The sequence below is a fragment of the Teretinema zuelzerae genome, from assembly GCF_021021555.1.
In the GTDB taxonomy this organism is placed as follows: Bacteria; Spirochaetota; Spirochaetia; order Treponematales; family Treponemataceae; genus Teretinema; species Teretinema zuelzerae.
Map to the genome: position 1 here is coordinate 1,010,466 of NZ_JAINWA010000003.1, position 23,816 is coordinate 1,034,281.

The following is a 23,816-nucleotide window of genomic DNA, read 5'->3' on the forward strand; positions in this document are numbered from 1 at the left end:
TTTCAGTATACTGACGCCCATCATGAATTCATCGTCTTCAGTTATAAAAGCCGCGTTTCCTGTCACGATTCCGGTTCTTTTCGGCTACATCGCGATCGGAATCCCCTTCGGCCTGATGCTCGTCAAGGCCGGGTATCCCTGGTGGCTCGCGCCGATCATGAGCGTTCTGATGTACGCCGGAGCGGGCCAGTATATCGCGATCGGTCTTTTCGCGGCGAACGCCCCTCTTGCGGGAATGCTCGTCACCATGCTGATGGTGAATATCCGTCATATCGTGTACGGACTGTCCCTGATAGAAAAATTCCGCGGCGTCGGCAAATGGAAGGCGTATCTGGTGTTTTCGCTCACCGACGAAACCTACGCGATCCTGACCGGAGTAAAAGCTCCCGACAATATAAAACCGGGATCGTTCTACGGGACAATCGCCCTTCTTGATCAATCATACTGGATTCTCGGAAGCGTCGTCGGGGCGCTTGCCGGAGAGCTCATCCCCTTCTCTTTCGCCGGGATCGACTTTGCGCTTACGGCTCTCTTCGTCGTCCTGCTGATGGATCAGCTCACCCGTACGCGGGATATGCTTCCGGCGGCGATCGGATTGCTCTGCGCGGTCGCGGCGCTGGCGCTGTTCGGGCCGGGACAGATGCTCATCGCGGCTCTCTGCGGAGGGCTCGCTATTCTGATACTGGTTCGGGGGAGGCAGAAATGACGCCGCTTGCAGGAACTATCGCAGCAACCGTATTAATGGGACTTACGATTCTCGCCACGAGGGCCTTTCCCTTCCTCCTCTTTTCACGGCGAGATCCGCCGAGGATCATCAGATTCGTTGAAAAATACATACCGCCGATGGTCATGGCGGTGCTCGTCGTCTATTGCCTCAAGGATATCCGCTGGACGGAGAGTCCGTCGGGATTCAGGGAGATTCTGGCGATCGCGCTGGTGATTTTACTCCACGCGCTGAAAAAAAACGCCCTGCTCTCCATTTTCGGAGGCACGGCGTTTTACATGATTCTCATTAATATATGGAAATAAAAGAGCGTGGAAGTCGCGTCTGATAGAGCGGCGCGCGGCCGGTTATATCAGGCGAACTTCCGGGAAACCAGAATCAGCGCGCCCAGTACCATCAGATGGCTGGAAAGCGTGCTCATATAGCGCAGAACGCTGGAAACATTGCGGAAAATCGTTCCGCCGCCGATGGGGGCGATAAAGTCCACCAGAACGATGTTCGCGATCCACAGGATAATGAAGATGAAAAGAATCATATCCGTGATGCGCAGATCCGTGGTGAACAGCTCGGTGAGCAAAAAGAATCCGGCGATGATCTCGAAGACGCTCAGAACGACGATCATGATCGTGACGATCGACCTGCTCTCGAACAGGCCGTTAAGAAAGCGGACGACGGGTTCCAGATCGCCTGCGCTCGAATTGAGGAGACCGGTAACTCCGCTCGCGAGCAGAAAAAGAGCAACCGCAACTTGAAGAATAATGAGTCCCAGACCGCGTTTCATTTGAATCTCCTTGATCTTTTGTGTACTATATCCCGTATGTTATACCGCCATTTACCCAAAATTACAAACGGGATTTTTTCTATTATTGCACCGGACTTCGCCTCCAGGCGCTTTTCCGCCCCGATGTCCGCATCGGCGAAGCCCGCCGCGAATCCGCTCGCGCCGAAGGCGAAAACGGCCCCCGAAGACGAAACCCCGGCAGTCATGAAACAGGCCGCGGAAGCGGGAATAAACGCGTATTACGCGGGCGAGAGCGTTTCGAGAATCCAGGAACTCAAGGCTTTGGAAGCTCAGGCCGGATTCGCCTCAGCGCCCTGGCGAATCATCGCCGCGCCGGAAGGAACATCCGGAGAAAAACTGAAACAACTTCTTGAAGAAGTGCGATCGGATGCGCGGACCTATATCGAAGTACGCATCGGAAATCCGCGCGCGGCTCTTGCCCTCCAGGGAAACGCTTTTCTCACTGCGGCACGCGCGCTTTTGAATGATGGAAAACTTGCCGGCATTGGATTCTCAGCGCCATTCCAAACTGAAACCCTGCGCACCGCGCTTGAGTCCTTCGCAGACTGGGATTTCTGCACCCTTGAACTCAATTATCTTGCCGAAGGTCCGGATTCGCTTCTCGCAGAAATGGCATCCAGGGGCATGGCGATATTCGCGAGGGATCCGCTTGCTTCCGGCAAGCTGGCACAGGTTCCTCCCGAGGTGCACGAAATTTTCCGCAACGCGACAGTGCCCCGGCGCCACGACGAATGGGCCCTGCGATCCCTGTGGGAACGCCAGGAAATTACCGCGATCCTCATCGAACCGGAGAATTCGTTTCTGTTCGGAGTCAGGACGATTTTGGCGGAAACCGGGAGGCCGAACAGTCTTCCTTCCGCGGAGCTTGCGGTGATCAGGAACGCGGCAGCCGAATTCAGGCGAATTCTCAAAAAGTCTTGACACAATCGAGCAAATCCAACACATTCAGCTTTGCAGTTATATACTATATATCGGATGCTGCAAGTTGAAATGAATTCAAGAGAATTCATCGAGAAACCGGCCGACGGTTTTCCGGGAGGACAAAGAAAAACATTGAAAGGGTGCGACGTTTCTATCGATAACGTGTCCAAGTCTTTCGGGACTTTCCACGCGCTTGATGCCGCGAACATCAAGATTAATAAGGGCGAATTCTTTTCGCTTCTGGGACCATCAGGGTGCGGCAAAACCACCCTGCTGCGCATCATCGCGGGCTTCGAAACTCCGGATTCCGGAATCGTCGCCTTTGACGGCAAGAATGTCATCGGTATTGATCCGAATAAAAGACAGTCGAACACCGTTTTTCAAAACTACGCGCTTTTCCCCCATTTATCAGTCTTCGAAAACGTTGCCTTCCCGCTTCGTATCAGAAAGCTGCCGAATGCAGAAATACGTACGAAGGTAATGGATTATCTCCAGCTCGTCCAACTGGACGCCCATGCGCATAAAAAGCCGAACCAGCTTTCAGGCGGCCAGAAGCAGCGGGTAGCCATCGCGCGCGCGCTCATAAACGAACCCAGCGTTCTCCTTCTGGACGAACCGCTTTCGGCTCTTGACGCGAAGCTTCGGCAGAACCTCCTGGTGGAACTGGATAAAATACACGACAAGATCGGAATCACCTTCATTTACGTTACGCACGACCAGAGCGAAGCTCTTTCGGTTTCAGACCGCATCGCCGTCATGAATCAGGGCAAGGTGCTGCAGATCGCCTCTCCGTTCGAAATTTACGAAACTCCCGCTACGGAATTCGTCGCGAAATTCATCGGCGAAACGAATCTCTTCGATTCGCGCGTAGTCGAATGCTCGGCGTATAAACAAGACGAGTTCATGTGCACCCTCGACGTACCCGAACTCGGAAAGCAGATCAAGGTGACCGACTACGACAAAACCGAAATCGGCCAGCAGGTGAGCTTCACCGTCCGCCCCGAAAAAGTAAGAATCACTCTCGAGGCTCCCCAGTCGGGCAATCGAGAGCTGAATGTGTTCAAGGGCGTAGTCGAAGAGCCGGTATACTCGGGATTCCAGTCGAAATTCTACGTAAAGCTCGAAAACGGCGCGGAAGTAAAGGTGTTCAAGCAGCACCAGAACTATCTTGAAGACGGCCCCGAGATCGCGTGGAAGGACGAGGTGTACGTATCCTGGAGCGCGAACGACGGATACATCGTCGAGGTGATCAATCAATGACCCGGGCAAGAACATTGTCCGGCCAGAATTTCGGCCCCCGCTACAGCTTCCCCATGGGAGCCTGGTTCACTCTGTTTTTCATACTCCCCCTTGCCATCATCATTTCATATAGTTTTATGAAAAAAGGGCTGCACGGCGGAGTCGAGCTTAAATTCACCCTCACCGCGTACGCGCAGATGTTCAACTCGAGCTACGGCAAGCTGCTGGTCAGAACCTTGTGGGTGACCTTTCTGGCAACGGTAGTGTCGATCCTTCTCGCGCTGCCCTGCGGCTACGCGATGGCGCGCAGCAAGAACCAGACCTTTCTGCTGTTTCTCGTAATCATCCCCTTCTGGACCAATTCGCTCATCCGCATCAACGCATGGATCGCGATTCTGGGAAACGAGGGCTTTATAAACGAGACGCTCAGAAAGTTCGGCCTGATTACGGAAAGCCTCCCGCTTCTCTATAATCAGGGAGCCGTGATTCTGGTCATGATCTACATGTACCTGCCCTACGCGATTCTCCCGGTGTTCACGGCCATGGACAAGTTCGACTTTTCCCTGCTGGAAGCGGCGAGAGACCTCGGCGCGTCTAAAAGCGAGTCGATGATGAAGGTGCTTCTGCCGAACGTGAAGTCCGGCATCGTCACCGCGATCATCTTCACCTTCATACCGATTTTCGGCGCGTACACCGTGCCGCTGCTCGTCGGCGGAAAGGATTCCTACATGATAGGAAACGTGATCGTCGATCAGGTGACCAAGATCAGAAACTGGCCGCTCGCTTCGGCCTTCTCGGTATTCATCACCATCGTGAGCACGGCCGGAGTGTTATGGATGATGGGAACCAGCGCCCGGGAAGCGGCCAGGAACAAAAGCCAGGCCGTCAAACAGGAGCCGACAGTATGAGCGCCCAGAAACCGGATACCCTGTACCAGCATTTCGTATCGCGCCTTTCCAAGAAAAAGCCGATGTCGGAACCCGCCAGGCACGCTCGCCGCGCCGAACAGAATTCCGCAATCAAATTTTCGCTGTCGAACACCCTGTTGGCTGTTTCGCTGATCTTTCTCTTTCTGCCCCTGATCGTCATCGTTTTTTATTCGTTCAACAGCGCGAAGGGAATGGTATGGCGGGGATTTTCCCTGGATTGGTACAAGAAACTCTTCCTTGACTCGGATAAACTGTGGTCCTCGTTCGGAAACAGCGTACTCATAGCCTTCAGTTCGGCGGCGGTCGCGACCGTGATCGGTTCGCTCGCCTCCATCGGCGTGAACTGGTACCGTTTCCGCGGACGCGCCTACATCCAGACGGTGAGCTTTCTTCCTATGGTTTTGCCGGAAGTGATCATCGGCATCTCGATGCTGATTTTCTTTTCGGCGGTGAATATTCCGCTGGGAATGATAACGATCTTCGTCGCGCATACGACGTTCTGTCTTCCCTTCGTGTTCCTGATGGTGCTGGCGCGCCTCGACGAATTCGACTACTCGATAATCGAAGCATCCCACGATCTGGGAGCCTCGGAGAGGCAGACCCTGTTCAAGGTGATAATTCCGGCGATTATGCCGGGAATACTTTCAGCCTTCATGATGTCGGTCACCATGTCGCTGGAAGACTTCGTCATCACGTTCTTCGTATCGGGACCGGGCTCGACAACCCTGCCGCTTTACGTATTCTCGATGGTTCGCTACGGCATTTCCCCCGTAATCAACGCGTTGTCGTTCATCATGATTCTGGGGACGATGGGAATCGCGTTCATGCTCAGGAATTTCCTGAAAAGCATCGCCGCGTCAAAGTAACCTGTTTCGCTCATTCGCTTAAAATAGAAGGAGGCTTTCAGCCATGAAAAAGAACATTGTCAACGTCCTGACTCTCGCTTTGGTCGCGCTGGCCGCGCTTTTCGGAGCAGCCGGATGCAAAAAGGGAGACGGAAAAACCCTGTACCTCTACAACTGGGCAGTGTACACGCCCGACTCCGTCATCAAGCAATTCGAAGAAGAATTCGGAGTCAAGGTCGTCTACGACGACTTCGCGTCCAACGAGGACATGTACGCGAAGCTCAAGGCGGGCGGATCCGGCTACGACCTCATCGTACCCTCCGGCGACTATGTCTCGATTATGAAAGAACAGGGAATGCTCGAGAAAATCGATCTTTCCAGGATTCCCAATGCCAAGTATCTCAAGAAAGAAACTCTCGAAAAAGCAACCTATGATCAGGCCATGGAATATTCCGTTCCGTACTATATGGGAGCGGCAGGCATCGCCGTTAACAAGGAAAAGGTTCCGAACTTCGAAGAATCCTGGTCGATCTTTGCCAGAAAAGACCTTGCCGGACGCATGTCAATGCTCGACGACATGAGAGAGGTGCTCGGAGACGCTCTTGCCTACCTCGGATATTCGGTCAATACGACGAACCAGGCAGAACTCGACCAGGCCCTCGCTCTTGTGAACAACGAATGGAAGCCTAACCTGGTCAAATTCGACGCGGAAGGATTCGGAAAGTCCTTCGCCGCAGGCGAGTTCTGGGTAGTTCAAGGCTACGCCGAAGTCGTATACGGAGAAATTCCTCCGGAAAAATACGATACCGTCGCGTTCTTCATCCCCAAAGACGAGGGCGGCCCGATGTATATCGACAGCCTCTGCATCCCCAAGGGAGCCCGCAACCCTGAACTGGCCCACGAGTTCATCAACTTCATCCTCCGCCCCGAAATCTACGCTGAATTCCTGGACAGCTTCGGATTCCCTTCGACAATCCACACCGAAGCCGGAGCCCTGCAAAAAGTACAGCCCTATTACAGCGCGGAGAGCCTGGCAAACTGCGAGTTGAAGGAAGATCTCGGCGCTGATCTCGAACTGTATAACCAGATCTGGCAGAAAATTCGCTTTACCGAATAATCCCCCGCGGATATACTGAGTCCACCCATGAACCCGGACACCGTATATCGATCAATACTTGACCGGATGCCCCAGCTCGTGCTGGCGGCATCCGTTGTTTCTTCGCCCGACGGCGGCATTCACGATTTTCGCATAACATACGTAAACAAAGCGTGGGAAACGCTGACCGGCTCTCTTACGGCCACTGTGGAAAACAAGCTGTTTTCCGAGACTGTGTACGCGAACTCGGGCATAGCCTGGGTCGACGCCGCAGGCCGTCTTTTTTCCGGCAAAACCGATGTGCATAGCGTACAGTTCAGCGAGCTTCTGGAAAAATGGCTCGATTTCCGTTTTACCCTCCTTGACGAACAGACTCTTATGGTTACGATCGACGACGTAACCGAAGCCAGACAGGCTGAAACCCGTTTAAAAGAGCAGAATCTCAGGCTATCCGCCCTGTCTGCCGAATTAGCCGAATCCAAGAAAAATCTGAAAGTTAAACTTGAACGCATCGAAAACCTCAATTCCAATCTTGAACAGATGGCGTTTTTCGACCGGCTCACCGGGCTCCCGAACAGACTCCGGTTCACCGCTGTTCTTACCGCGCAGATTGAAGAGGCGCGGCGAAAGGGCGAGCGCGTCGCGTTGGCGATTCTCGACGTTGACAATCTGAAAACCCTCAACGATTCTCTGGGCCACGAAGCAGGAGACGCCGTTCTTGCCCAGATGGGAGCGAGGCTGAAGGCCTACGAGTGCGATACAATACTCGCAAGCCGGTTCGGAGGCGACGAATTTCTTATAATTTTCCGGGAATTCGAGCACGAAGCGGAAATGCTTCATGTGATAAACGCAATTCGGGAAGACCTTGAAAAAAACTATTCATGGGAAGACGCTCCCCTCCATAGTTCGGTCTCCACCGGGGCGGCGATCTTTCCCGACGACGCCGACACCCTCGAAAACCTGCTGAAATACGCGGACATCGCCATGACGGACGCAAAACGACGGGGCAAAAACACGCTGTCTCTCTTCCATTCGGTCATGCAGGAAAATCTGATGAACCGGCTTAAAATGGAATCGAGAATGACGGACACCCTTGAAAAAGGCCTCTTTCAGGTTTTTTTCCAACCGCAGGTCGATTCCATAACCGGGGATCTTAAAGGATTCGAAGCGCTGGTGCGCTGGTTCGACACCGAACTCGGCTATATAAGCCCGGACAGGTTCATTCCGCTCGCCGAGGAAAGCAAGATCATCATTGCGTTGGGAGACTGGATACTGGATACGGTATGCAGAATACTCGCCTCGTGGAGGTCCGAGCTCGGGTTTACCGGAACGGTTTCCGTCAACATATCCCCCGTTCAGCTGAAATGCCGCGATTTCACGGAAAAGCTGAAAAGAACGCTCGACAAATACGGCATAGATCCGGGAGCCATAGAGATCGAAATCACCGAGGGGATATTGATAGATAATTTCGACCAGGTTATCGAGATTCTCAATGTCATCAAAAAGATGGGCATGAGAATTTCCCTGGACGACTTCGGTACCGGGTATTCATCCCTGAGCTATCTGCAGTTCATCCCGCTCGACACCCTGAAAATCGACAAGTCGTTCATCGCGAATATTACGAGAGACGGCCGAATCGAATACGAAATAACCAATGCGATCGTGACGCTGGTGAACAAGCTCGGTTTGAACACCATCGCGGAAGGCGTTGAAACAAAAGAACAGATGGACGTGATACGGGCGATCAACTGCCGTACCGTTCAGGGGTTTTATACGGGCAAGCCGGCCCCGGCGATCGAATGCGAAAGGCTCATCCGCTCAGGCGGCTACTCAGGCGTTCCCCGATAGCCCCATTTGCCCAGAACAATCAGCTCCGGTCGATACTCGAAGTGCATATTGTCCCACAAATGCCACTTCCCTCCCCACACGAAGCCTTCTTCTTCGAAAATTTCCACGACCGCGTCTGGAGGCATCCACCGGCGGTCCAGAGGTATCAGCATCCATTTTTCGTTCCAATAACTGATCCAGTTCCAATAGATGTTTTTCTGGCCCCAGCCGACGGGAAGAATATCGATGGCGATGCCCCAGCTATGCTGGCTCCTGCGCGTGCTGTCGCGGACTTCGCGCCAGTTGTAGCCTTCTATGCGGGAAATCTGGGAAAGAAAACGCGCAACCTCCGGGTTTGAACCGGCTTCGTCGTTCAATCTCTGTTCTATTCGCTTGAGAGCGGGCACGAGCGAGCGGTGAACAGAGACGCGGGCGGTGAGCCAGTCGAAACGGGTAATCGATGCTTCTATTTTTCGCCGGGATTCTCCGCCGTACAGAAGTGTGTAAAAAGCGGGATTGAAATCGAGAGCGTTTCTGCGCTGCTCCGCGAGCAGTTCGGCGTTCAGTCTGCCGATGGTTTCTTCGGTGAATCGGGACGGATCAGGGATTTTATCGGGATACAGATAGTCGACGTAGGCCCGCCACTGCGATTCGGTTCCCAGATCCTTCTTTAAAAGAAGCCTCCCCCGCGCCCAATAGAGACGGGTTCCGTCTATCTCCAAAAACCAGTCGCCCTGGACGGAATCGTAATCCACCAGGGATATCCGGTCCGGATACGAGACGAGCAGGGAGCGCAGCACGAGCCAGGGGTCGTCGAATACGCGCTCGGAAGGGTCGGACCATGCGGGAAGGGTCGACGACGGGCTGAACAAAAGCATGCAGAGCAAAAGAAGCGACAGGGCTTTTCGATTCATGGCGAGACTATACACCCGGGAACCGTTAATCCGCAAGACGAGGGGAGAATCACTCCTCCTCCCGGCAGCCTTCGAGGCGCTTGAGCCGCTGTTCGTCAAGACGAACGGAGAGATTCTTTTCATTCGACGGAAGAACCGTTCCCCGGGGAGCGCCTTTCGCGCGGCGAAGATATTTCACTCTGGTGTAGTACAGATCGGCCGATCCGGCCTTCCTGCCCTTCGAATAAAAAAGAGCGAGGGTTCCCGCGTCGATCATAATTTCCAGGGGAAAGGTTTTACCGGGCCGGTTTTTGATGAACACGTAGCCGCCAGGCCAATCCCGCGTGTGAAGCCACAGATCGAAACCCTTTACATGGCGGCGCAGCAATTCGTCGTTTTCAGCCGCGGTGCGGCCGACAAGAATGGTCCAGCCGTCCACCGTAAAGCACAAGCCGGGATATTTCTTTTCGATCTGCTGCCGGGGGCGGTTTTGTTTGCGGAGGGCTTTTTGGATGATGAGCGGATTCGGTTCGGATTCGAGGGAAGCAAGTTCGGAGGCAAGAGCTTCCAGGGTTCTCCTGCTCGACGCGATGTCCTCTTCGAGATTTGCAAGGCCGGACACCGCTTTCCGGTATTTTTCATAATAGCGCGCGGCGTTATCCTGCGGCTTGAGCAAAGGATCGAGGGGGATGAGCACGACGCCGCCGGTCTCCCAATCGGCAACCTCGATCGTGTCCATTCCCTGCTTGATAGCCCACAGATTCGCGGTCAAAAGATCGCCCTGTTTTCTCCAGCGATCCGCGTGCAGGAATTCCTCGCGTTTTTTTTCAAGGCGGACCAAGGCGGTCTTGATTCTGACGGAGCGGGTATCGAAGCGGCGTCGCGCTTCTTCTATCAAGGCTTCCCGCGACAGGGTTTGAGCGTGTTCGGCGTACCAGCGGTCTATCTTGTGGTTAAAGGCGCCTTCGCCGGGAAGGTCGCGGACAACCCAAACACGATCCTCCTGCTGTTTAGGCTGAGGGGGCTCGGGAGTCCAGCTTTCGCCGGTAATTTCGTTCCGCTTGGGACGGCGATAGAAAACGTCGAGAATCACGCCGGCGGAATCCGTCACGATAATGTTGGCCGCTCCGCTCCAAAGCCTGATGTACATCGAAAAGCGTTCGTCGCCCCGGGACAGGATCATCTCGACGATTCGATTCGAATCGAGCTGCCGGACCGAAACAACCCGGGAGCCGCGCAGGCGGGAACGGCAGAACTCCATGAAACGCAGGGGTTTTTCGCTCTTCGGCACTGCCCGCCGGGTTTCATGGAGGCGGCAGACGCCCGGAGCGAGGCACACCAGAAGCGTTACGGAGACCGCAGGGCTATCGGCGCCGGTAGATTCTCCGCGGGCGCCCTTGTACAGATGGAAAGCGATCGTGTCGAAAGACGGCTGGACAACCGCCTGAAGGAAGGATCCTTCGAGGCGCAATTCTTCGAGAATCAGGTCTATTTCAGCGCAGTTTAAGGACATAGCGGCTCCCACTATACACCGGAAAACCATCTTGCAGTAACCCCGGCCATCAGGCTACACTGGCCTCTATGAAAATCGATCATATACTGGACGAAAGAAAACTGACCGTTTCCTACGAGATATTTCCGCCGAAGCAGGATTCGGCCTTCGACTCCGTTATCGCGTGCGCGGAAGAGCTTGCCGAGCTCGATCCGGATTTCATCAGCGTCACCTACGGAGCAGGCGGCGGTACATCGGCCAATACGGTTAAAATCTGTTCGCATTTACAAAGCAGAGGCGTCACTCCCCTCGCCCATTTAACCTGCCTTTCCTCGACCAAGGACCATGTGCACCGCATAGTCGACGAGCTGAAGGACCAGGGCATAGAAAATATTCTCGCGCTCAGGGGCGACCGCCCGAAGGATCCCGATTTCGTCGCGCCGGGAGATTACCGCTACGCGTCCGATCTGGTGAGCGACCTGAAAACGAGGGGCGAGTTCTGCATCGGAGGAGCGTGCTATCCCGAGGGACACCCCGAAAGCGGACACAAGGACCGGGACCTCGCCAACCTGAAAACAAAGGTCGACGCGGGATGCTCCTTCCTGACGACGCAGATGTTCTTCGACAACAACATGCTGTACAGCTTTCTCTACCGCGCGCAGGCTGCCGGCATCAGGGTTCCCATTCTGGCGGGCATCATGCCGGTCACGAACGGCAACCAGCTCAAGCGGATGATGGAGCTTTCCAACGCCTACCTCCCGCCGAAATTCCTCGCCCTGGTAGACCGCTTCGGGGACAACAATGAAGCAATGAAACAGGCGGGCATCGCCTATGCCACCGAACAAATCATCGATCTGGTGACCAACGGGGTGCGGGGCATCCATATCTACGCCATGAACAAGCCCGACGTGATCCGGCAGATCGTCGGCAACATATCAGCGATTCTCCGGGAGGCGAGATGACCTTCAGGGAGGCGCTGAAAGAGGGATTCGTCTTTTTCGACGGCAGCATGGGAGCCCTTCTCCAGGGCATGCAGGCCGAAGGCCGCTGTCCCGAAGGATGGAAGCTGCCGGAAGAATTGAATTTGAGCAACCCCGACATAATCGAGGCTGTTCACGAGGAATACCTCGCAGCCGGCGCAAACGTCGTACTTACCAACACCTTCGGCGGAACCCGCTGCAAGCTCGACGAAGCAGGGCTCGCGGTCGAAGAGACGGTCTCCGCGGCGGTCGCGGCGGCCAGGAGGGCGGCGGCCAGGCATCCGGGAAGCTTCGTTGCCCTGGACATCGGGCCGACGGGAAAACTCCTCGAGCCGATGGGGACATTCTCCTTCGACGAAGCGTACGAAGCCTTCGCCGAACAGGTTCGAGCAGGAGCCGCGGCAGGCGCGGATCTCGCGCTCATCGAAACGATGAGCGATCCCTACGAAATGAAGGCCGCGATTCTCGCGGTCAAGGAACACAGCGATCTTCCGGTCGTGGCCTCCGCGACCTTTCAAGACAACAACCGGACCCTTTCGGGAGCCGATCCCGCCGCCGTCGCGGCGATGATGGAAGGGCTCGGAGCGGACGCGGTCGGCTTTAATTGCGGCGGCGACCTCGAGCATGCGAGGGAGCTCGCGAGGGAGTTCGTCCGCTGGTCGTCCTTACCGGTATTCATGGAGCCGAACGCCGGGCTCCCGACTGTGGAAAACGGAAGAACCGTATTCAAGGTAGGCCCGGAGGAATTCGCGCAAACCCTTAAACAGGGAGCGATGGACGGAGTCAGGCTGCTCGGCGGCTGCTGCGGAACGACGCCGGCCCACATCGCGGCAATGACGCGCGCCTGCCGCGGTCTCCAGCCTCTTCCCGTTCCGGACAAACGGAACGTGCTCGTTACCTCGTGGAGCGGAGCGCTCGAACTGGGCAAGGGCCCCCTTATAGTGGGAGAGAGAATCAACCCCACCGGCAAGAAAAAATTCAGGGAAGCGCTGCTCGACAACGATATGAACTACGTTCTGAACGAAGGAAAGCGGCAGCTGGACGCGGGAGCGCACATTCTAGACGTTAACGTCGGCCTTCCGGGCATAGACGAAGCGGACATGATGATCCGCGCCGTCCGGGAGCTGCAGCGCACCTTCCCGGCCCCGTTGCAAATCGATTCGAGCGAACCGGAGGTGCTGGAAAAAGCCCTTCGCTACTATAACGGCAAGGCTCTGGTCAATTCGGTGAACGGCAAACAGGCGGTCATGGACGCGGTATTCCCGGTCGTGAAAAAATACGGCGGAGTCCTGGTCGCCCTCGCGCTCGACGAAGACGGAATCCCCGATACGGCGGAAGGCCGGCTCCGCGTCGCGCGCAAAATAGTCGAGAAAGCCGAAGCCATGGGGATAGACCGGAAAAACATCATCGTCGACACGCTCACCATGACCGTCAGCTCCCAGCAGAAGGAAGCGATGGAAACGGTGAGGGCCATACCGATGGTGAAGAAGGAACTCGGCGTCGCCACCATCCTCGGCGTTTCGAACATATCGTTCGGACTGCCGCAGCGCGACGTAATCAACTCGGTGTTTTTCGGCGCAGCCTTGAACGCGGGGCTCGACGCGTGCATCATCAATCCCCTTTCGGAACCGATGATGGCCGTATGGCGCTCGCACCGGGCGCTTTTCGGACTCGACGAGAACTGCCTCGAATATATCGGAACCTATTCCGCGGCAGCTCCTGTTTCCATGGCGGGAGCAGGAAACGGCGTTCCCGGCCCGGCGCGATCGGAGGGAGGAGCGGCAGGGCCCGATACAGCCGGCGCTCCGAAGAATTCAGATCGAATCGAAGAAATGAAAGACGTCATTATTTCAGGAATGAGGGATCTCTCGAAGCCCCTCGCTGAAGAACTCCTGCAAAAATACGCGCCGGTAGAAATCATCGATCGATGCATCGTGCCGGCCCTGGACGCGGTGGGAAAGGATTACGAGAAGGGGAAAAAATTTCTTCCCCAGCTTCTTCTGAGCGCGGACACGGTTTCGCGAGCATTCGAAGCGATCAAGGAACATCTTGAGAAAACAGGAGCGAAAACGGAACCGAAGGGATCCATCGTCATCGCGACAGTCCACGGAGACATACACGACATCGGGAAAAACATCGTGAAGGCGATGCTGGAAAATTACGGATACGCGGTGCTCGATCTGGGAAAGGACGTGCCGCCCGAACAGGTGGTGCAGGCGGTGAAGGACGAGAAGCCGGGAATCGTCGGCCTTTCGGCGCTCATGACGACGACCGTCGCGAATATGGAAAAGACTATCCGCATGATCCGCGAGCAAAATCTTCCGGTGAAGATCATGGTCGGAGGAGCCGTGCTTACGCCGGAATACGCCGAGCGCATCGGCGCGGATTTTTACGGCAAGGACGCGATGGCGAGCGTAGCGATCGCGCGCGGAGTATTCGGAAAATGACGCCGACCACCAGAAACATCAACATCGCGCCGCTGTTCGTCGACGCTTTTTTCTCCAGGGAAACCCGGCCGATTTTCTTTTCCTACATGCGCACGGTGATCAAGGATTTTTTCTGGCTCCAGTTCTCGGTCAAGTTCGGATTCAAGAAGATACAGATAATCGACGCCGACCATCCTCTGGACGCCCAGGTGCCCTTCACCCCGGAACGGGTCGGAACCTATCTCGACTTCGTCGCCTTCTGGATACGTCCGCTCGGCTACATCGGAAAGAAATTCGGCAAGGAAAAGCAGCTCGAATATACGCGGTCCTTTCTGCGCTACGTGGACCGATGCTACCGGGACGCCGCCGAGGTATACCGGTTCAGAATGACGACGACGAAGAGGCCGAAGTACTATAAGGGCCGCTTCCTCATGATACACCTGTTCGATCCGCATTATCTGTGCGTTCCGAGCCTTCACGTCATCATCGTCGTGCTCGCCTATACCTTCTATAGAAGGGCGTTCGCCGAGCTGGGGATCGAAGGGGAGGAGCTGGAAGCCCTGAACAGGGAAATGTACGAGGGCGCGGTTGCCATCACGGAGACGGTGCTATACATCAAACAGCACAGCGTAAACTGCATTCCGGCGGCCCTCTACGCCATGACCCGCATATTCCCGGAAGAGGTCACTCCGACTGAAGCGACGCGCTTCATTGCGAGCCTCTTCGCCCGGGCTCAGGATATTCCTGCCGCCGAAGTGGTGCGGATTCAGGAGCATATCGAAAACCTCTACGAGATTTTGTTTCTGGAAGGCTGCCATGACTCGTCCTGGATCACCCCGCTCCAGAGATGGCTCATGAAATATCCCCTCCAGTCTTTCACAGACTAACCCCATCCGTTTAAAGAAAAAAAAAGCGCCGCCCGAAGGCGGCGCTTTTTTGAAATCAAATCTCTTTCCGTTTAAGGAAGGCTTCGGCTCCGCCTTCGGGGCGGGGTCCTCGGCTATAGGTCCGGGCTTGTCTGCGTCCGGCATCGGGTCTATCCCCGCCGCCGAAACGTCCGGGACCGCTGCCTTCGCTTCTTCCAAATCCGCCGGGATGGCCGCTTCTTGGGCGATCATTGCGGGGTCGGTCGTCGCGAGGGCGGTCATCGGCAGAGCGCGCTCCGCGATAACCGGGTCCGCGGGGTCGGGCATTGCCGTCTCCGGCAAAACCGCCGCCCGGGTATCCTTCACCGAAGCCCCTGGCAGGACCGCGACGGTTCCCGCCGCGGGGTCCTGAGTGGAAATCTCCGCCTGAATCCTTCACATCGACGTGCATATGAGGCACGTTTCTGCGCTGCTTGGACAGGTCCAGAGCAGCCGCGGCAGCGTCGGCCGGAAGAGTCGCGAGGGAGAACGCATCCATTACTTCGATGCGGTCGACCAGGCGCTCGGGCACTCCGATCAAATCGCGGAAGAACTGGGCGACTCCGCGGCGGTTCATGCCGTCGCGGCGTCCGAGACCGAGATATAAGCGCACATGCGACCGGTCGTTGCCGGGATTCCGCATGGTCTTGATTTCAGTATAGTGGTCGGGGGAGAGGGCATCCCCGTACTGCAGCGAGAGTACCGCGGCAAGAACCTCTTTCGGATCCCGCCCCTCGCTGAGGGATTCGGCGAACTCCAGAAATTCCGGAGCTACCGAGACAGACGCTGCTTCCGCCGACGGAGAAGCGCCATCGGCGCCTTCCGCATCCGCGGCTGCTGAAGTCTGGTCGAAGAAACGGGCAATGTCTCCGGTTGTCGCGCTCATCAAGCGATTGCGCTTGATATCGAGCACTTCCCGGACGGTCGGAACCTGTCCTTCTTTTAATTCGCCGCGCGCATGGTTTCGAAGATATCCAAGGCGGCGGCGTTCTTCCGGTCGAACGAAGGTGATAGCCATTCCCTTTGCTCCTGCGCGGCCGGTCCGTCCCACCCGGTGGGTGTAAGTCGGTCCGTCGTACGGAAGCGCATAGTTGACTACGTGGGTCAAACCTTCTATATCGATGCCCCGAGCCGCCACGTCGGTGGCGACCAGGATACGGGTTTTCTTTACTCTGAATCGGCCGAGAATCTTTTCGCGCTGACTCTGCGCGATATCTCCGTGCAACGCCGCGGCCTGATAATGGCGCTCATCGAGCTCCTTGGCAACGGCATCCGCATCGGCCTTCGTCTGGCAAAAGACAAGTCCGTAAAAATCGGGAGAGGAGTCGATAAGGCGGACCAGTGCTTCCGTCTTGTCGTCTTCCCGCACGAACCAGCAGAACTGTTCGGTTAGTATCGGCTCTTCGGGCCTGTTCTCTTCCTCTACGATTTCGTAATCGCCCATGAAGTTCGAAGCGATAGAAAGAATCGCCTGGGGCATGGTGGCAGAGAACATGAGGACGCGGGCTTCGGGATTGGCCCGGCCGAAGATGGCCTCTATGTCTTCGATGAATCCCATGTTAAGCATTTCGTCGGCCTCGTCGAGGATGAAATACTCTATCTTTGAAAGATCCAGCGAACGGCGTTCAAGATGATCGATCACGCGGCCGGGTGTTCCGACTACGATTTCAACTCCGTTTCTCAGCGTGCGCAGCTGGTCTACTATCGAGGCGCCGCCGTATACGGTCGCGGTTCTCGGATAGGTCTCGGAGCGCAGAGAGTCGATTTCGCCTGCGACCTGCACGGCGAGCTCGCGGGTAGGAACGAGGACAAGGGCGCGGGGACAATGCTTGTCGGCGCGGAGTTCCTGTACAAGGGGGATGCCGAAAGCGGCCGTTTTTCCGGTTCCGGTGCGGGCCTTCGCGATTACGTTCGCGTCTCCGTTCAATAAACGGGGAATCGCGAGAACCTGAATCGGCGTGGGCTCGGTAAAGCCTTTATCCTGGACGGCTTTCAGAGCGACGTCGTCGAGTCCGAGATCTGCGAAGGAGATAGTATCCTTCCCGTCGAAAGATTCTTCTTTCGTTTCCAATGAGGTGGTATCCATACATGGTCCTTGGGCGGCACTTATGCGTCCGCACGATGGTTGATCGGCATATCCGTTCGGGAATTCCGTCGCGAAAAGAGACAACGGAGGGACCCTCAGCAAGCCTCGATCAGGCCGTTCACATAAGTCCCCTGGGTATCATGTATCGCGCGATGTACTCGTTCGTATCTGTTATGCCGGTTGATAAACGCGGGAAGTTTTCTCCCGCTCCTCGGGACGAACAGGACCCATTGGGTTGTCCGCCACAACTCTCTATCTGACGAGGGTACAATAGCACACTACAATATTCGTGTATAGCGCATTTAATGTAAAACAGTGCGTTTTATCGCAAATTCGCTCTTTTTTACTATAATAACGCATAAAAAACAATCTTTTCGCCCACTTGAAAAAAATTACGACAGCCCGCTATTATACGACATGTACAGTTACACAAAAGAAGACATCATGAAGATGGTGGCAGACAACGACGTCCGCTTCATCCGGCTTCAGTTTACCGATATTTTCGGAACACTGAAAAACGTGGCGATCACGATCAGCCAGCTCGAGAAAGCGCTGGATGGGAAGTGTATGTTCGACGGCTCCTCTGTAGAGGGCTTTGTCCGCATCGAAGAATCAGACATGATTCTCAAGCCGGATCTGAACTCGTTCTGCCTCTTCCCCTGGCGGCCCTCCCCCAACCGGGTCGCGCGTCTTATCTGCGATGTGTACACCCCTGACAGAAAGCCCTTCCAGGGATCGCCGCGCCAGATTCTGAAAAACGTTCTGCAAGAATGCGCCGACATGGGATACAGTTTAAACGTCGGCCCTGAACTCGAGTTTTTCCTTTTCCACACGGATTCTGAAGGCGCGCCCACCCTTAAAACCCTCGACAAGGGCGGATACTTCGAAATGGGCCCAATCGATCTCGGAGAAAACGCCCGGCGCGACATGGTTCTTACCCTCGAGGAAATGGGATACGAAATCGAAGCGTCGCACCACGAATGCGCCCCCGGACAGCATGAAATCGACTTTAAATACGGCGATGCCCTTGAAACCGCCGACAAGATGGTCACCTTCAAGCTTGCGGTAAAAACCATCGCCCAGCGGCACGGACTCCATGCGACCTTCATGCCCAAGCCCATCCACGGAATCGCGGGCAGCGGGATGCACCTGAACCTTTCCCTTTCCAGCAACAAAGCCAACGCGTTCCCGAGCGAAACCGACCAATACGGCCTCGCCCCGATCGCCTATCACTTCATCGCCGGAGTCATGAAGCACATCAAGGGAATCACCGCGGTCACAAACCCCCTGGTCAATTCCTACAAGCGTCTGGTTCCCGAATACGAAGCGCCGGTATACATTGCCTGGTCGGCCAGAAACAGAAGCCCCCTCATCAGGGTTCCCTTCGCTGGAGGCCACTCAACCCGCGTCGAAATCAGAAGCCCCGATCCAGCGGCGAATCCCTACCTCTCGCTCGCCCTCGTTCTTGCAGCCGGTCTTGAAGGAATCCGGGAAAAGCTTGTTCCGCCCGCTCCGGTAGACGGAAACATCTACGAACTGAACCCTGCCCAACGGAAAAAGCTCAAGATCGAGAACCTCCCGGGAGATCTCAACGAAGCCGTTCAGGAAATGAAGAAAGATCCGCTTATCAAGCAAGTGCTCGGAAATCACATGTTCGAGAAATACATCGAAGCCAAGGAAAAAGAATGGCTCGATTACAAGGTGCGCATTTCCCAATGGGAAATCGACCAGTATTTGACGACATACTGATTCGCGTATAAGGAGGCTGCCGAAGGGCGGCCTCTTTTTTTTGCTCTTTCGTTTCCACCCCAAAAAAAAAGAAAAAAAAGCGTATTCGCCGCCGCTCGGGGATTCGCTTAAAAAAACGAGAAACCCGAAATCTTGCGGCTAAAATTATTAAAAACGCCTTATTAAAACACGATAATAAATCAAAACATGTTTACAGCGCTCATTATTTCGCTAAATACCGCAAGAAATACATCAATAAACAGAAAAAAATGCACTCAAAAAGCGTTTTTAAAGAATACAGCTTTTATCAAAGCGTTTTTTAGAAAAATATTGCATAAAGACAGAAAGAATGATACGGTTCTGAGCGGGAAAGCTGTAAACCGGGGGAAACGATCATGAAAGGTTATCTGATACTGGAAGACGGTACGGTCTTTGAAGGGACGCTCCAGGGCGATGAAAAAGAAACGCTCTGCGAAGTCGTATTCACCACGGGAATGACCGGATACGGAGAAACCGTAACCGATCCTTCGTTCGAGGGACAGGCGGTCGTTATGACCTACCCGATGATCGGGAATTACGGTTCGAACCGCGAAGACCGCGAATCTCTGCGTCCCTGGATATCGGCGCTCATTGTGCGCGAACTCGCCTCCTTTCCCAGCAATTTCCGCAACGAACAGCCCTTTGCCGACTATCTCGGGGAGAACGGGATTCCGGTTCTTTCTGGAGTCGACACCCGCTCGCTCACCCGGCGGCTGCGCGACAAGGGAACGATGAACGGGCTGATCACCTATAAAAAACCGGGAGACATCTCCAGCCGCCTCGAAGAAATCCGCAAGCATACGGTCAGGCACAGCGTCATCCGCGTGAGCAGGAGACACCCTGAAACCTTCGGAACAGGGGCGAGGAAGATCAGTCTTCTGGATTTCGGCGCGAAGGAAAACATCATCCGATCCCTCGTTTCCCGGAATTGCACGGTTACCGTATGGCCCTGGGATACGCCGGCCTATGTGATACTCGACTCCGAGCCTGACGGCATTATGCTCTCCAACGGACCGGGAGACCCGAAGGAATGTTCGGGCATCCTCCGGCACATCCGGGAGCTCATGGATTCGGGAATTCCCCTCTTTGCGATCTGCCTCGGCCACCAGCTCCTCGCCCTTGCCTCGGGATTCGACACGGGCAGGCTGAAGTTCGGCCACCGCGGATGCAACCACCCGGTGAAGGACCTTGAAACCGGCCGCGTCTACATGTCCAGCCAGAACCACGGCTACTGCGTGCTTCCGGACACGGTCGACGCGAAGCAGGCGAAGATCAGCCATGTAAACGTCAACGACGGCTCGGTCGAAGGGCTCAGATTCCTCGATAAGCCCGTATCTTCCGTACAGTTCCATCCCGAAGCGAGCCCCGGACCCCGGGAAACCGCATATCTCTTCGATCAGTTCATCGCGCAGGCGGATTCCTGCAGGGAGACGAAATAATGCCTCTGAATACCAATATAAAGAAGGTTCTGGTCATCGGCTCGGGACCCATCATCATCGGACAGGCCGCGGAATTCGACTACGCGGGAACCCAGGCATGCCGGACGCTCCGGGAGGAAGGCCTCGAGGTCGTGCTCGTCAATTCTAATCCGGCGACCATCATGACCGACCGGGAGATGGCGCATAAGGTATACATCGAGCCGCTCACCGTCGACACCGTCAAGCGGATCATCGAAATAGAGAAGCCCGACTCCATCCTCCCGACGCTCGGCGGACAGACCGGACTCAATCTTGCGATGGAACTCGCTGATTCGCGCTGGCTCGAAGAACACGGCGTCACCCTGCTGGGAACGAAGAGCGAAACCATCAAGAAGGCCGAAGACCGCCAGGAGTTCAAGGACACCATGGAGTCCATCGGCGAGCCGTGCATACTTTCGAAAGTCGTCACCACCTGGGAAGACGCACGGGATTTCGCGCGCGAAATCGGATACCCGGTAATCGTGCGGCCCGCATACACCCTCGGAGGCTCGGGCGGCGGAATAGCGAACGACGAAGGCGAGCTTGAAGAGATCGCGCCGAACGGACTCGCTCTTTCCCGGGTCGGTCAGGTTTTGATCGAAAAATGCATTTCAGGCTGGAAGGAAATCGAATACGAAGTAATCAGGGACGGCGCGGGAAACTGCATCATCGTATGCAACATGGAAAACTTCGACCCGGTCGGCGTGCACACCGGAGACTCGATCGTCGTAGCTCCCAGCCAGACGCTTTCAGATAAAGACCACCAGATGCTCCGCTCGAGCGCCATCAACATCATCAACGCCCTCGGCGTGGAAGGCGGCTGCAACGTCCAGTACGCCCTGCATCCCGATTCGAGCGACTACGCCGTCATTGAAGTCAATCCGCGCGTCAGCCGATCCTCTGCCCTCGCGTCGAAGGCGACCGGCTACCCGATCGCGAAGGTCGCCGCGAAAATCGCGCTCGGCTACCGGCTGGACGAAATCCAGAACACGGTCACCGGAAAAACCTTCGCCGCCTTCGAGCCCGCCCTCGACTACTGCGTCGTGAAAATTCCCCGCTGGCCCTTCGACAAGTTCGTGAACGCGAAGCGGAAGCTCGGCACCCAGATGCAGGCCACCGGCGAGGTCATGGCCATCAGCTGGTCCTTCGAAGGCGCCCTGATGAAGGCGGTGCGATCCCTCGAACAGAACGTGTGGTCGCTGTGGCACCGAAAGTTCGAAAAACTTTCCACCGAAGAACTGATGAAGAAAATCACCGAAAAGGTGTCGGACGAGCGGCTATGGGAAATCTCCGAGCTCATGCGGCGCGGAACTCCGGCGAAGACCATCCACGACATCACCATGATCGACTACTGGTTCCTCGACCGCATCTCCCACATTCTCGACATCGAAAAGCGCATCTCCTTCGGCGCGAAGGATCGGGACACCATTCTCGAAGCAAAGATCTGCGGCTTCCCCGATCGGGAAATCGCGCGGCTTTTGAACGTCGACGAAAAGGAAATCCGCTATCTGAGAAAACGGCTCCGCATACAGCCGGGCTACAACATGGTCGACACCTGCGCCGGAGAATTCGAAGCGGTCACTCCCTACTTCTACTCAGCCTACAACACCGCCAACGAGGCGCTCGACGAGGAGTTCGAAAGCCACGTCGCCGCGGACACGCATACGCCCTCGGGCCCCGGCGCGCCGGAAAGCAAGGGAAAGGTGCTCGTGCTCGGCTCAGGCCCCATCAGAATCGGACAGGGAATCGAGTTCGACTACTGTTCGGTGCATTCGGTATGGGCGCTGCAGGAACTCGGCTATCAAACAATCATCGTGAACAACAACCCTGAAACGGTTTCCACCGACTTCGACATCGCCGACAGGCTTTACTTCGAGCCGCTCACCCCGGAAGACGTCGAGCACATCGTGGAGAACGAGCGGCCGGTCGGCGCCGTCGTGCAGTTCGGCGGGCAGACGGCCATCAAGCTCGCGGCTACCATCGCGTCGCTCGGCGTGCCTATTCTGGGAACATCCGCGAAAAACGTGGACCGGGCGGAAGACCGCGAGCTCTTCGACCGGGTGCTCCACAAAACCAAGGTGCCCCGCGCCGCCGGAAAAACGGTGTTCACAACGGAAGAAGCGATCGAAGCCGCGCATGAACTCGGATATCCGGTGCTTGTCCGCCCCTCCTACGTGCTCGGCGGCCAGGGAATGGAAATCGCCTGGTCGGACTCGGACATCGTCGAGTTCATGGACATTATCAACCAGATACAGCAGGACAATCCCATCCTCGTAGACAAGTATATAGAAGGAACTGAAGCCGAGGTGGACGCTATCTGCGACGGTACGGAAATCCTTCTTCCCGGAATCATGGAACATATTGAACGGACGGGCATCCACTCGGGCGACAGCATATCCGTCTATCCTGCGCCCAGCCTCACCGCGGCTCAGAAGGCCAAGATGGCCGAATACTCGGCGAGCCTGGCCAAAGAGCTCGGCGTAGTCGGCTTGATCAACATTCAGTTCATCGCCAAGGGCGACGACATCTGGGTCATCGAGGTCAATCCGCGCTCGAGCCGCACGGTTCCCTACTTAAGCAAGGTCACCGGCGTTCCGATCGTACAGCTGGCGACCAGATGCATGCTGGGCGAAAAGCTTGCCGACATGGGCTGGGGAACCGGCCTCGTCAAGGAATCCCCCTGGTACGCGGTGAAAATGCCGGTGTTCAGCTTCGAAAAACTGTACGGCGTTGAAACCGCCCTCGGGCCTGAAATGAAGTCCACCGGAGAGGCGCTCGGCATCGCGAAGCGCTGGGAAGACGCCCTTTACAAGGGATTCCGCGCTTCCGGCATCAAGCTTCGCCCCGGAAAAGACGGAAAGGGTACCGTCGCAGTATCGCTGCGCGAGCGGGATTGGGAGGAAGGCCTGCCCATCGTGCAGAAATACGCAGGCGCCGGCTTCCAGATCGTCGCGACGAAGGGAACTTGCGATTTCCTGAACTCTCGCGGCGTCCAGGCCGAGCTGATCAACCGGCCGGGAGAGGAAAGTCCGAACATCATCGAAGCCCTGCAGAAAGGAATGCTGACCCTCGTCATCAATACGCCCACGCGGGGACGGGACAAGTCGCGCAGCGGCTTCCGCATCAGGCGGGCGGCGGTCGAACATAACTGCGCGTGCCTCACCTCCCTCGACACCGCGGCGGCCTTCGCCCGCTGCGTAGAGCGGGGCCTGGGACAGGTGCTCGAACCGGTAGACATCGCCCATATATTCGAGTAAGCGGCTTTTTCAAGCAAAATCGCGCTTTATTCATATTCGCACAAGAGGAACTGTCCGGTATTAATTACCGGACAGTTCTTTTTTTTATGCGGATGAACAGAAATGTAAATAAAACTTGACTGAAAAATCACCTCAATGTTATCCTTGAGACTATGCATTTTCCGATCGTA

At 55.9% G+C, this 23,816-nt stretch carries 18 protein-coding genes; 14 read left to right on the forward strand and 4 right to left on the reverse strand.

All coding sequences use genetic code 11. The features are described 5' to 3' along the window. Nucleotides 1–22 precede the first annotated feature (22 nt). Nucleotides 23–706, forward strand: a complete 684-nt coding sequence (locus tag K7J14_RS11675; protein WP_230756416.1) for an AzlC family ABC transporter permease — start codon at nt 23–25, stop codon at nt 704–706. Beyond that, a complete protein-coding gene (locus K7J14_RS11680; protein ID WP_230756419.1) occupies nt 703–1,029 on the forward strand; it encodes a branched-chain amino acid transporter permease in 327 nt (108 codons plus the stop codon). Before K7J14_RS11675 ends, K7J14_RS11680 begins: the two co-directional genes overlap by 4 nt. 47 nt (nt 1,030–1,076) lie before the next feature. Here K7J14_RS11680 and K7J14_RS11685 read toward each other — a convergent pair whose 3' ends face one another. Further along, the gene (locus K7J14_RS11685; protein ID WP_230756420.1) at nt 1,077–1,505 is read right to left on the reverse strand and encodes a hypothetical protein; all 429 of its coding nucleotides are present in this window, start codon (nt 1,503–1,505) and stop codon (nt 1,077–1,079) included. 123 nt (nt 1,506–1,628) lie between these two features. Here K7J14_RS11685 and K7J14_RS11690 point away from each other — a divergent pair, with 123 nt between their 5' ends. The 6 genes from K7J14_RS11690 to K7J14_RS11715 all read left to right on the forward strand — a co-directional run bounded on the left by K7J14_RS11690 (nt 1,629) and on the right by K7J14_RS11715 (nt 8,404). Then, nucleotides 1,629–2,447: an aldo-keto reductase family protein gene (locus K7J14_RS11690; RefSeq protein ID WP_230756423.1), complete on the forward strand. Its 819-nt coding sequence runs from the start codon at nt 1,629–1,631 to the stop codon at nt 2,445–2,447. Nucleotides 2,448–2,579: 132 nt separating this feature from the next. Then, nucleotides 2,580–3,707: an ABC transporter ATP-binding protein gene (locus K7J14_RS11695; protein ID WP_230758889.1), complete on the forward strand. Its 1,128-nt coding sequence runs from the start codon at nt 2,580–2,582 to the stop codon at nt 3,705–3,707. Then, a complete protein-coding gene (locus K7J14_RS11700; RefSeq protein ID WP_230756425.1) occupies nt 3,704–4,594 on the forward strand; it encodes an ABC transporter permease in 891 nt (296 codons plus the stop codon). The genes K7J14_RS11695 and K7J14_RS11700 overlap by 4 nt, the downstream gene beginning before the upstream one ends. After that, nucleotides 4,591–5,481: an ABC transporter permease gene (locus K7J14_RS11705; RefSeq protein ID WP_408033989.1), complete on the forward strand. Its 891-nt coding sequence runs from the start codon at nt 4,591–4,593 to the stop codon at nt 5,479–5,481. The genes K7J14_RS11700 and K7J14_RS11705 overlap by 4 nt, the downstream gene beginning before the upstream one ends. Nucleotides 5,482–5,524: 43 nt before the next feature. After that, nucleotides 5,525–6,577 carry an extracellular solute-binding protein gene (locus tag K7J14_RS11710; RefSeq protein ID WP_230756427.1) on the forward strand — a complete coding sequence of 351 codons (1,053 nt, stop codon included), beginning with the start codon at nt 5,525–5,527 and terminating at the stop codon, nt 6,575–6,577. 27 nt (nt 6,578–6,604) lie between these two features. Beyond that, a complete protein-coding gene (locus tag K7J14_RS11715; protein WP_230756429.1) occupies nt 6,605–8,404 on the forward strand; it encodes a sensor domain-containing protein in 1,800 nt (599 codons plus the stop codon). Here K7J14_RS11715 and K7J14_RS11720 read toward each other — a convergent pair. Next, the gene (locus K7J14_RS11720) at nt 8,383–9,297 is read right to left on the reverse strand and encodes a M15 family metallopeptidase (protein ID WP_230756432.1); all 915 of its coding nucleotides are present in this window, start codon (nt 9,295–9,297) and stop codon (nt 8,383–8,385) included. The genes K7J14_RS11715 and K7J14_RS11720 overlap by 22 nt on opposite strands. Before the next feature lie 49 nt (nt 9,298–9,346). Then, on the reverse strand, nt 9,347–10,789 hold the full coding sequence (locus tag K7J14_RS11725; protein ID WP_230756434.1) for an NFACT RNA binding domain-containing protein: 1,443 nt from the start codon (nt 10,787–10,789) through the stop codon (nt 9,347–9,349). Between the two features lie 68 nt (nt 10,790–10,857). On the opposite strand from K7J14_RS11725, the gene metF reads away from it, so the two are divergent. The 3 genes from metF to K7J14_RS11740 are packed head-to-tail and all read left to right on the forward strand — an operon-like array spanning nt 10,858 to nt 15,061. Next, on the forward strand, nt 10,858–11,730 hold the full coding sequence (gene metF / locus K7J14_RS11730) for a methylenetetrahydrofolate reductase [NAD(P)H] (RefSeq protein ID WP_230756437.1): 873 nt from the start codon (nt 10,858–10,860) through the stop codon (nt 11,728–11,730). Next, complete coding sequence (locus K7J14_RS11735; RefSeq protein ID WP_230756441.1) at nt 11,727–14,195, forward strand: homocysteine S-methyltransferase family protein; 2,469 nt, start codon at nt 11,727–11,729, stop codon at nt 14,193–14,195. Before metF ends, K7J14_RS11735 begins: the two co-directional genes overlap by 4 nt. Further along, entirely contained in the window at nt 14,192–15,061 is an 870-nt protein-coding gene (locus K7J14_RS11740; RefSeq protein ID WP_230756443.1) for a hypothetical protein, read from the forward strand. The genes K7J14_RS11735 and K7J14_RS11740 overlap by 4 nt, the downstream gene beginning before the upstream one ends. Nucleotides 15,062–15,116: 55 nt before the next feature. Here K7J14_RS11740 and K7J14_RS11745 read toward each other — a convergent pair whose 3' ends face one another. Beyond that, on the reverse strand, nt 15,117–17,165 hold the full coding sequence (locus tag K7J14_RS11745) for a DEAD/DEAH box helicase (protein WP_230756446.1): 2,049 nt from the start codon (nt 17,163–17,165) through the stop codon (nt 15,117–15,119). A gap of 417 nt (nt 17,166–17,582) precedes the next feature. On the opposite strand from K7J14_RS11745, the gene glnA reads away from it, so the two are divergent. The 3 genes from glnA to carB all read left to right on the forward strand — a co-directional run bounded on the left by glnA (nt 17,583) and on the right by carB (nt 23,646). Next, nucleotides 17,583–18,914, forward strand: coding sequence for a type I glutamate--ammonia ligase (gene glnA, locus K7J14_RS11750; RefSeq protein ID WP_230756449.1), 1,332 nt, complete (start codon nt 17,583–17,585; stop codon nt 18,912–18,914). A gap of 374 nt (nt 18,915–19,288) precedes the next feature. Next, nucleotides 19,289–20,371 (forward strand): carbamoyl phosphate synthase small subunit, encoded by a 1,083-nt coding sequence (locus tag K7J14_RS11755; RefSeq protein WP_230756454.1) that lies wholly within the window; start codon nt 19,289–19,291, stop codon nt 20,369–20,371. After that, nucleotides 20,371–23,646, forward strand: a complete 3,276-nt coding sequence (gene carB, locus K7J14_RS11760) for a carbamoyl-phosphate synthase large subunit (RefSeq protein ID WP_230756457.1) — start codon at nt 20,371–20,373, stop codon at nt 23,644–23,646. The genes K7J14_RS11755 and carB overlap by 1 nt, the downstream gene beginning before the upstream one ends. The last annotated feature ends 170 nt before the right edge of the window (nt 23,647–23,816 follow it).

Bases quoted from the DNA above. Each gene is read 5' to 3' on its own strand.
- K7J14_RS11675 (WP_230756416.1), top strand. From the start codon at position 23: ATGAATTCATCGTCTTCAGTTATAAAAGCCGCGTTTCCTGTCACGATT.
- K7J14_RS11680 (WP_230756419.1), top strand. From the start codon at position 703: ATGACGCCGCTTGCAGGAACTATCGCAGCAACCGTATTAATGGGACTT.
- K7J14_RS11685 (WP_230756420.1), bottom strand. From the start codon at position 1,505: ATGAAACGCGGTCTGGGACTCATTATTCTTCAAGTTGCGGTTGCTCTT.
- K7J14_RS11690 (WP_230756423.1), top strand. From the start codon at position 1,629: ATGTCCGCATCGGCGAAGCCCGCCGCGAATCCGCTCGCGCCGAAGGCG.
- K7J14_RS11700 (WP_230756425.1), top strand. From the start codon at position 3,704: ATGACCCGGGCAAGAACATTGTCCGGCCAGAATTTCGGCCCCCGCTAC.
- K7J14_RS11705 (WP_408033989.1), top strand. From the start codon at position 4,591: ATGAGCGCCCAGAAACCGGATACCCTGTACCAGCATTTCGTATCGCGC.
- K7J14_RS11710 (WP_230756427.1), top strand. From the start codon at position 5,525: ATGAAAAAGAACATTGTCAACGTCCTGACTCTCGCTTTGGTCGCGCTG.
- K7J14_RS11715 (WP_230756429.1), top strand. From the start codon at position 6,605: ATGAACCCGGACACCGTATATCGATCAATACTTGACCGGATGCCCCAG.
- K7J14_RS11720 (WP_230756432.1), bottom strand. From the start codon at position 9,297: ATGAATCGAAAAGCCCTGTCGCTTCTTTTGCTCTGCATGCTTTTGTTC.
- K7J14_RS11725 (WP_230756434.1), bottom strand. From the start codon at position 10,789: ATGTCCTTAAACTGCGCTGAAATAGACCTGATTCTCGAAGAATTGCGC.
- metF (WP_230756437.1), top strand. From the start codon at position 10,858: ATGAAAATCGATCATATACTGGACGAAAGAAAACTGACCGTTTCCTAC.
- K7J14_RS11735 (WP_230756441.1), top strand. From the start codon at position 11,727: ATGACCTTCAGGGAGGCGCTGAAAGAGGGATTCGTCTTTTTCGACGGC.
- K7J14_RS11740 (WP_230756443.1), top strand. From the start codon at position 14,192: ATGACGCCGACCACCAGAAACATCAACATCGCGCCGCTGTTCGTCGAC.
- K7J14_RS11745 (WP_230756446.1), bottom strand. From the start codon at position 17,165: ATGGATACCACCTCATTGGAAACGAAAGAAGAATCTTTCGACGGGAAG.
- glnA (WP_230756449.1), top strand. From the start codon at position 17,583: ATGTACAGTTACACAAAAGAAGACATCATGAAGATGGTGGCAGACAAC.
- K7J14_RS11755 (WP_230756454.1), top strand. From the start codon at position 19,289: ATGAAAGGTTATCTGATACTGGAAGACGGTACGGTCTTTGAAGGGACG.
- carB (WP_230756457.1), top strand. From the start codon at position 20,371: ATGCCTCTGAATACCAATATAAAGAAGGTTCTGGTCATCGGCTCGGGA.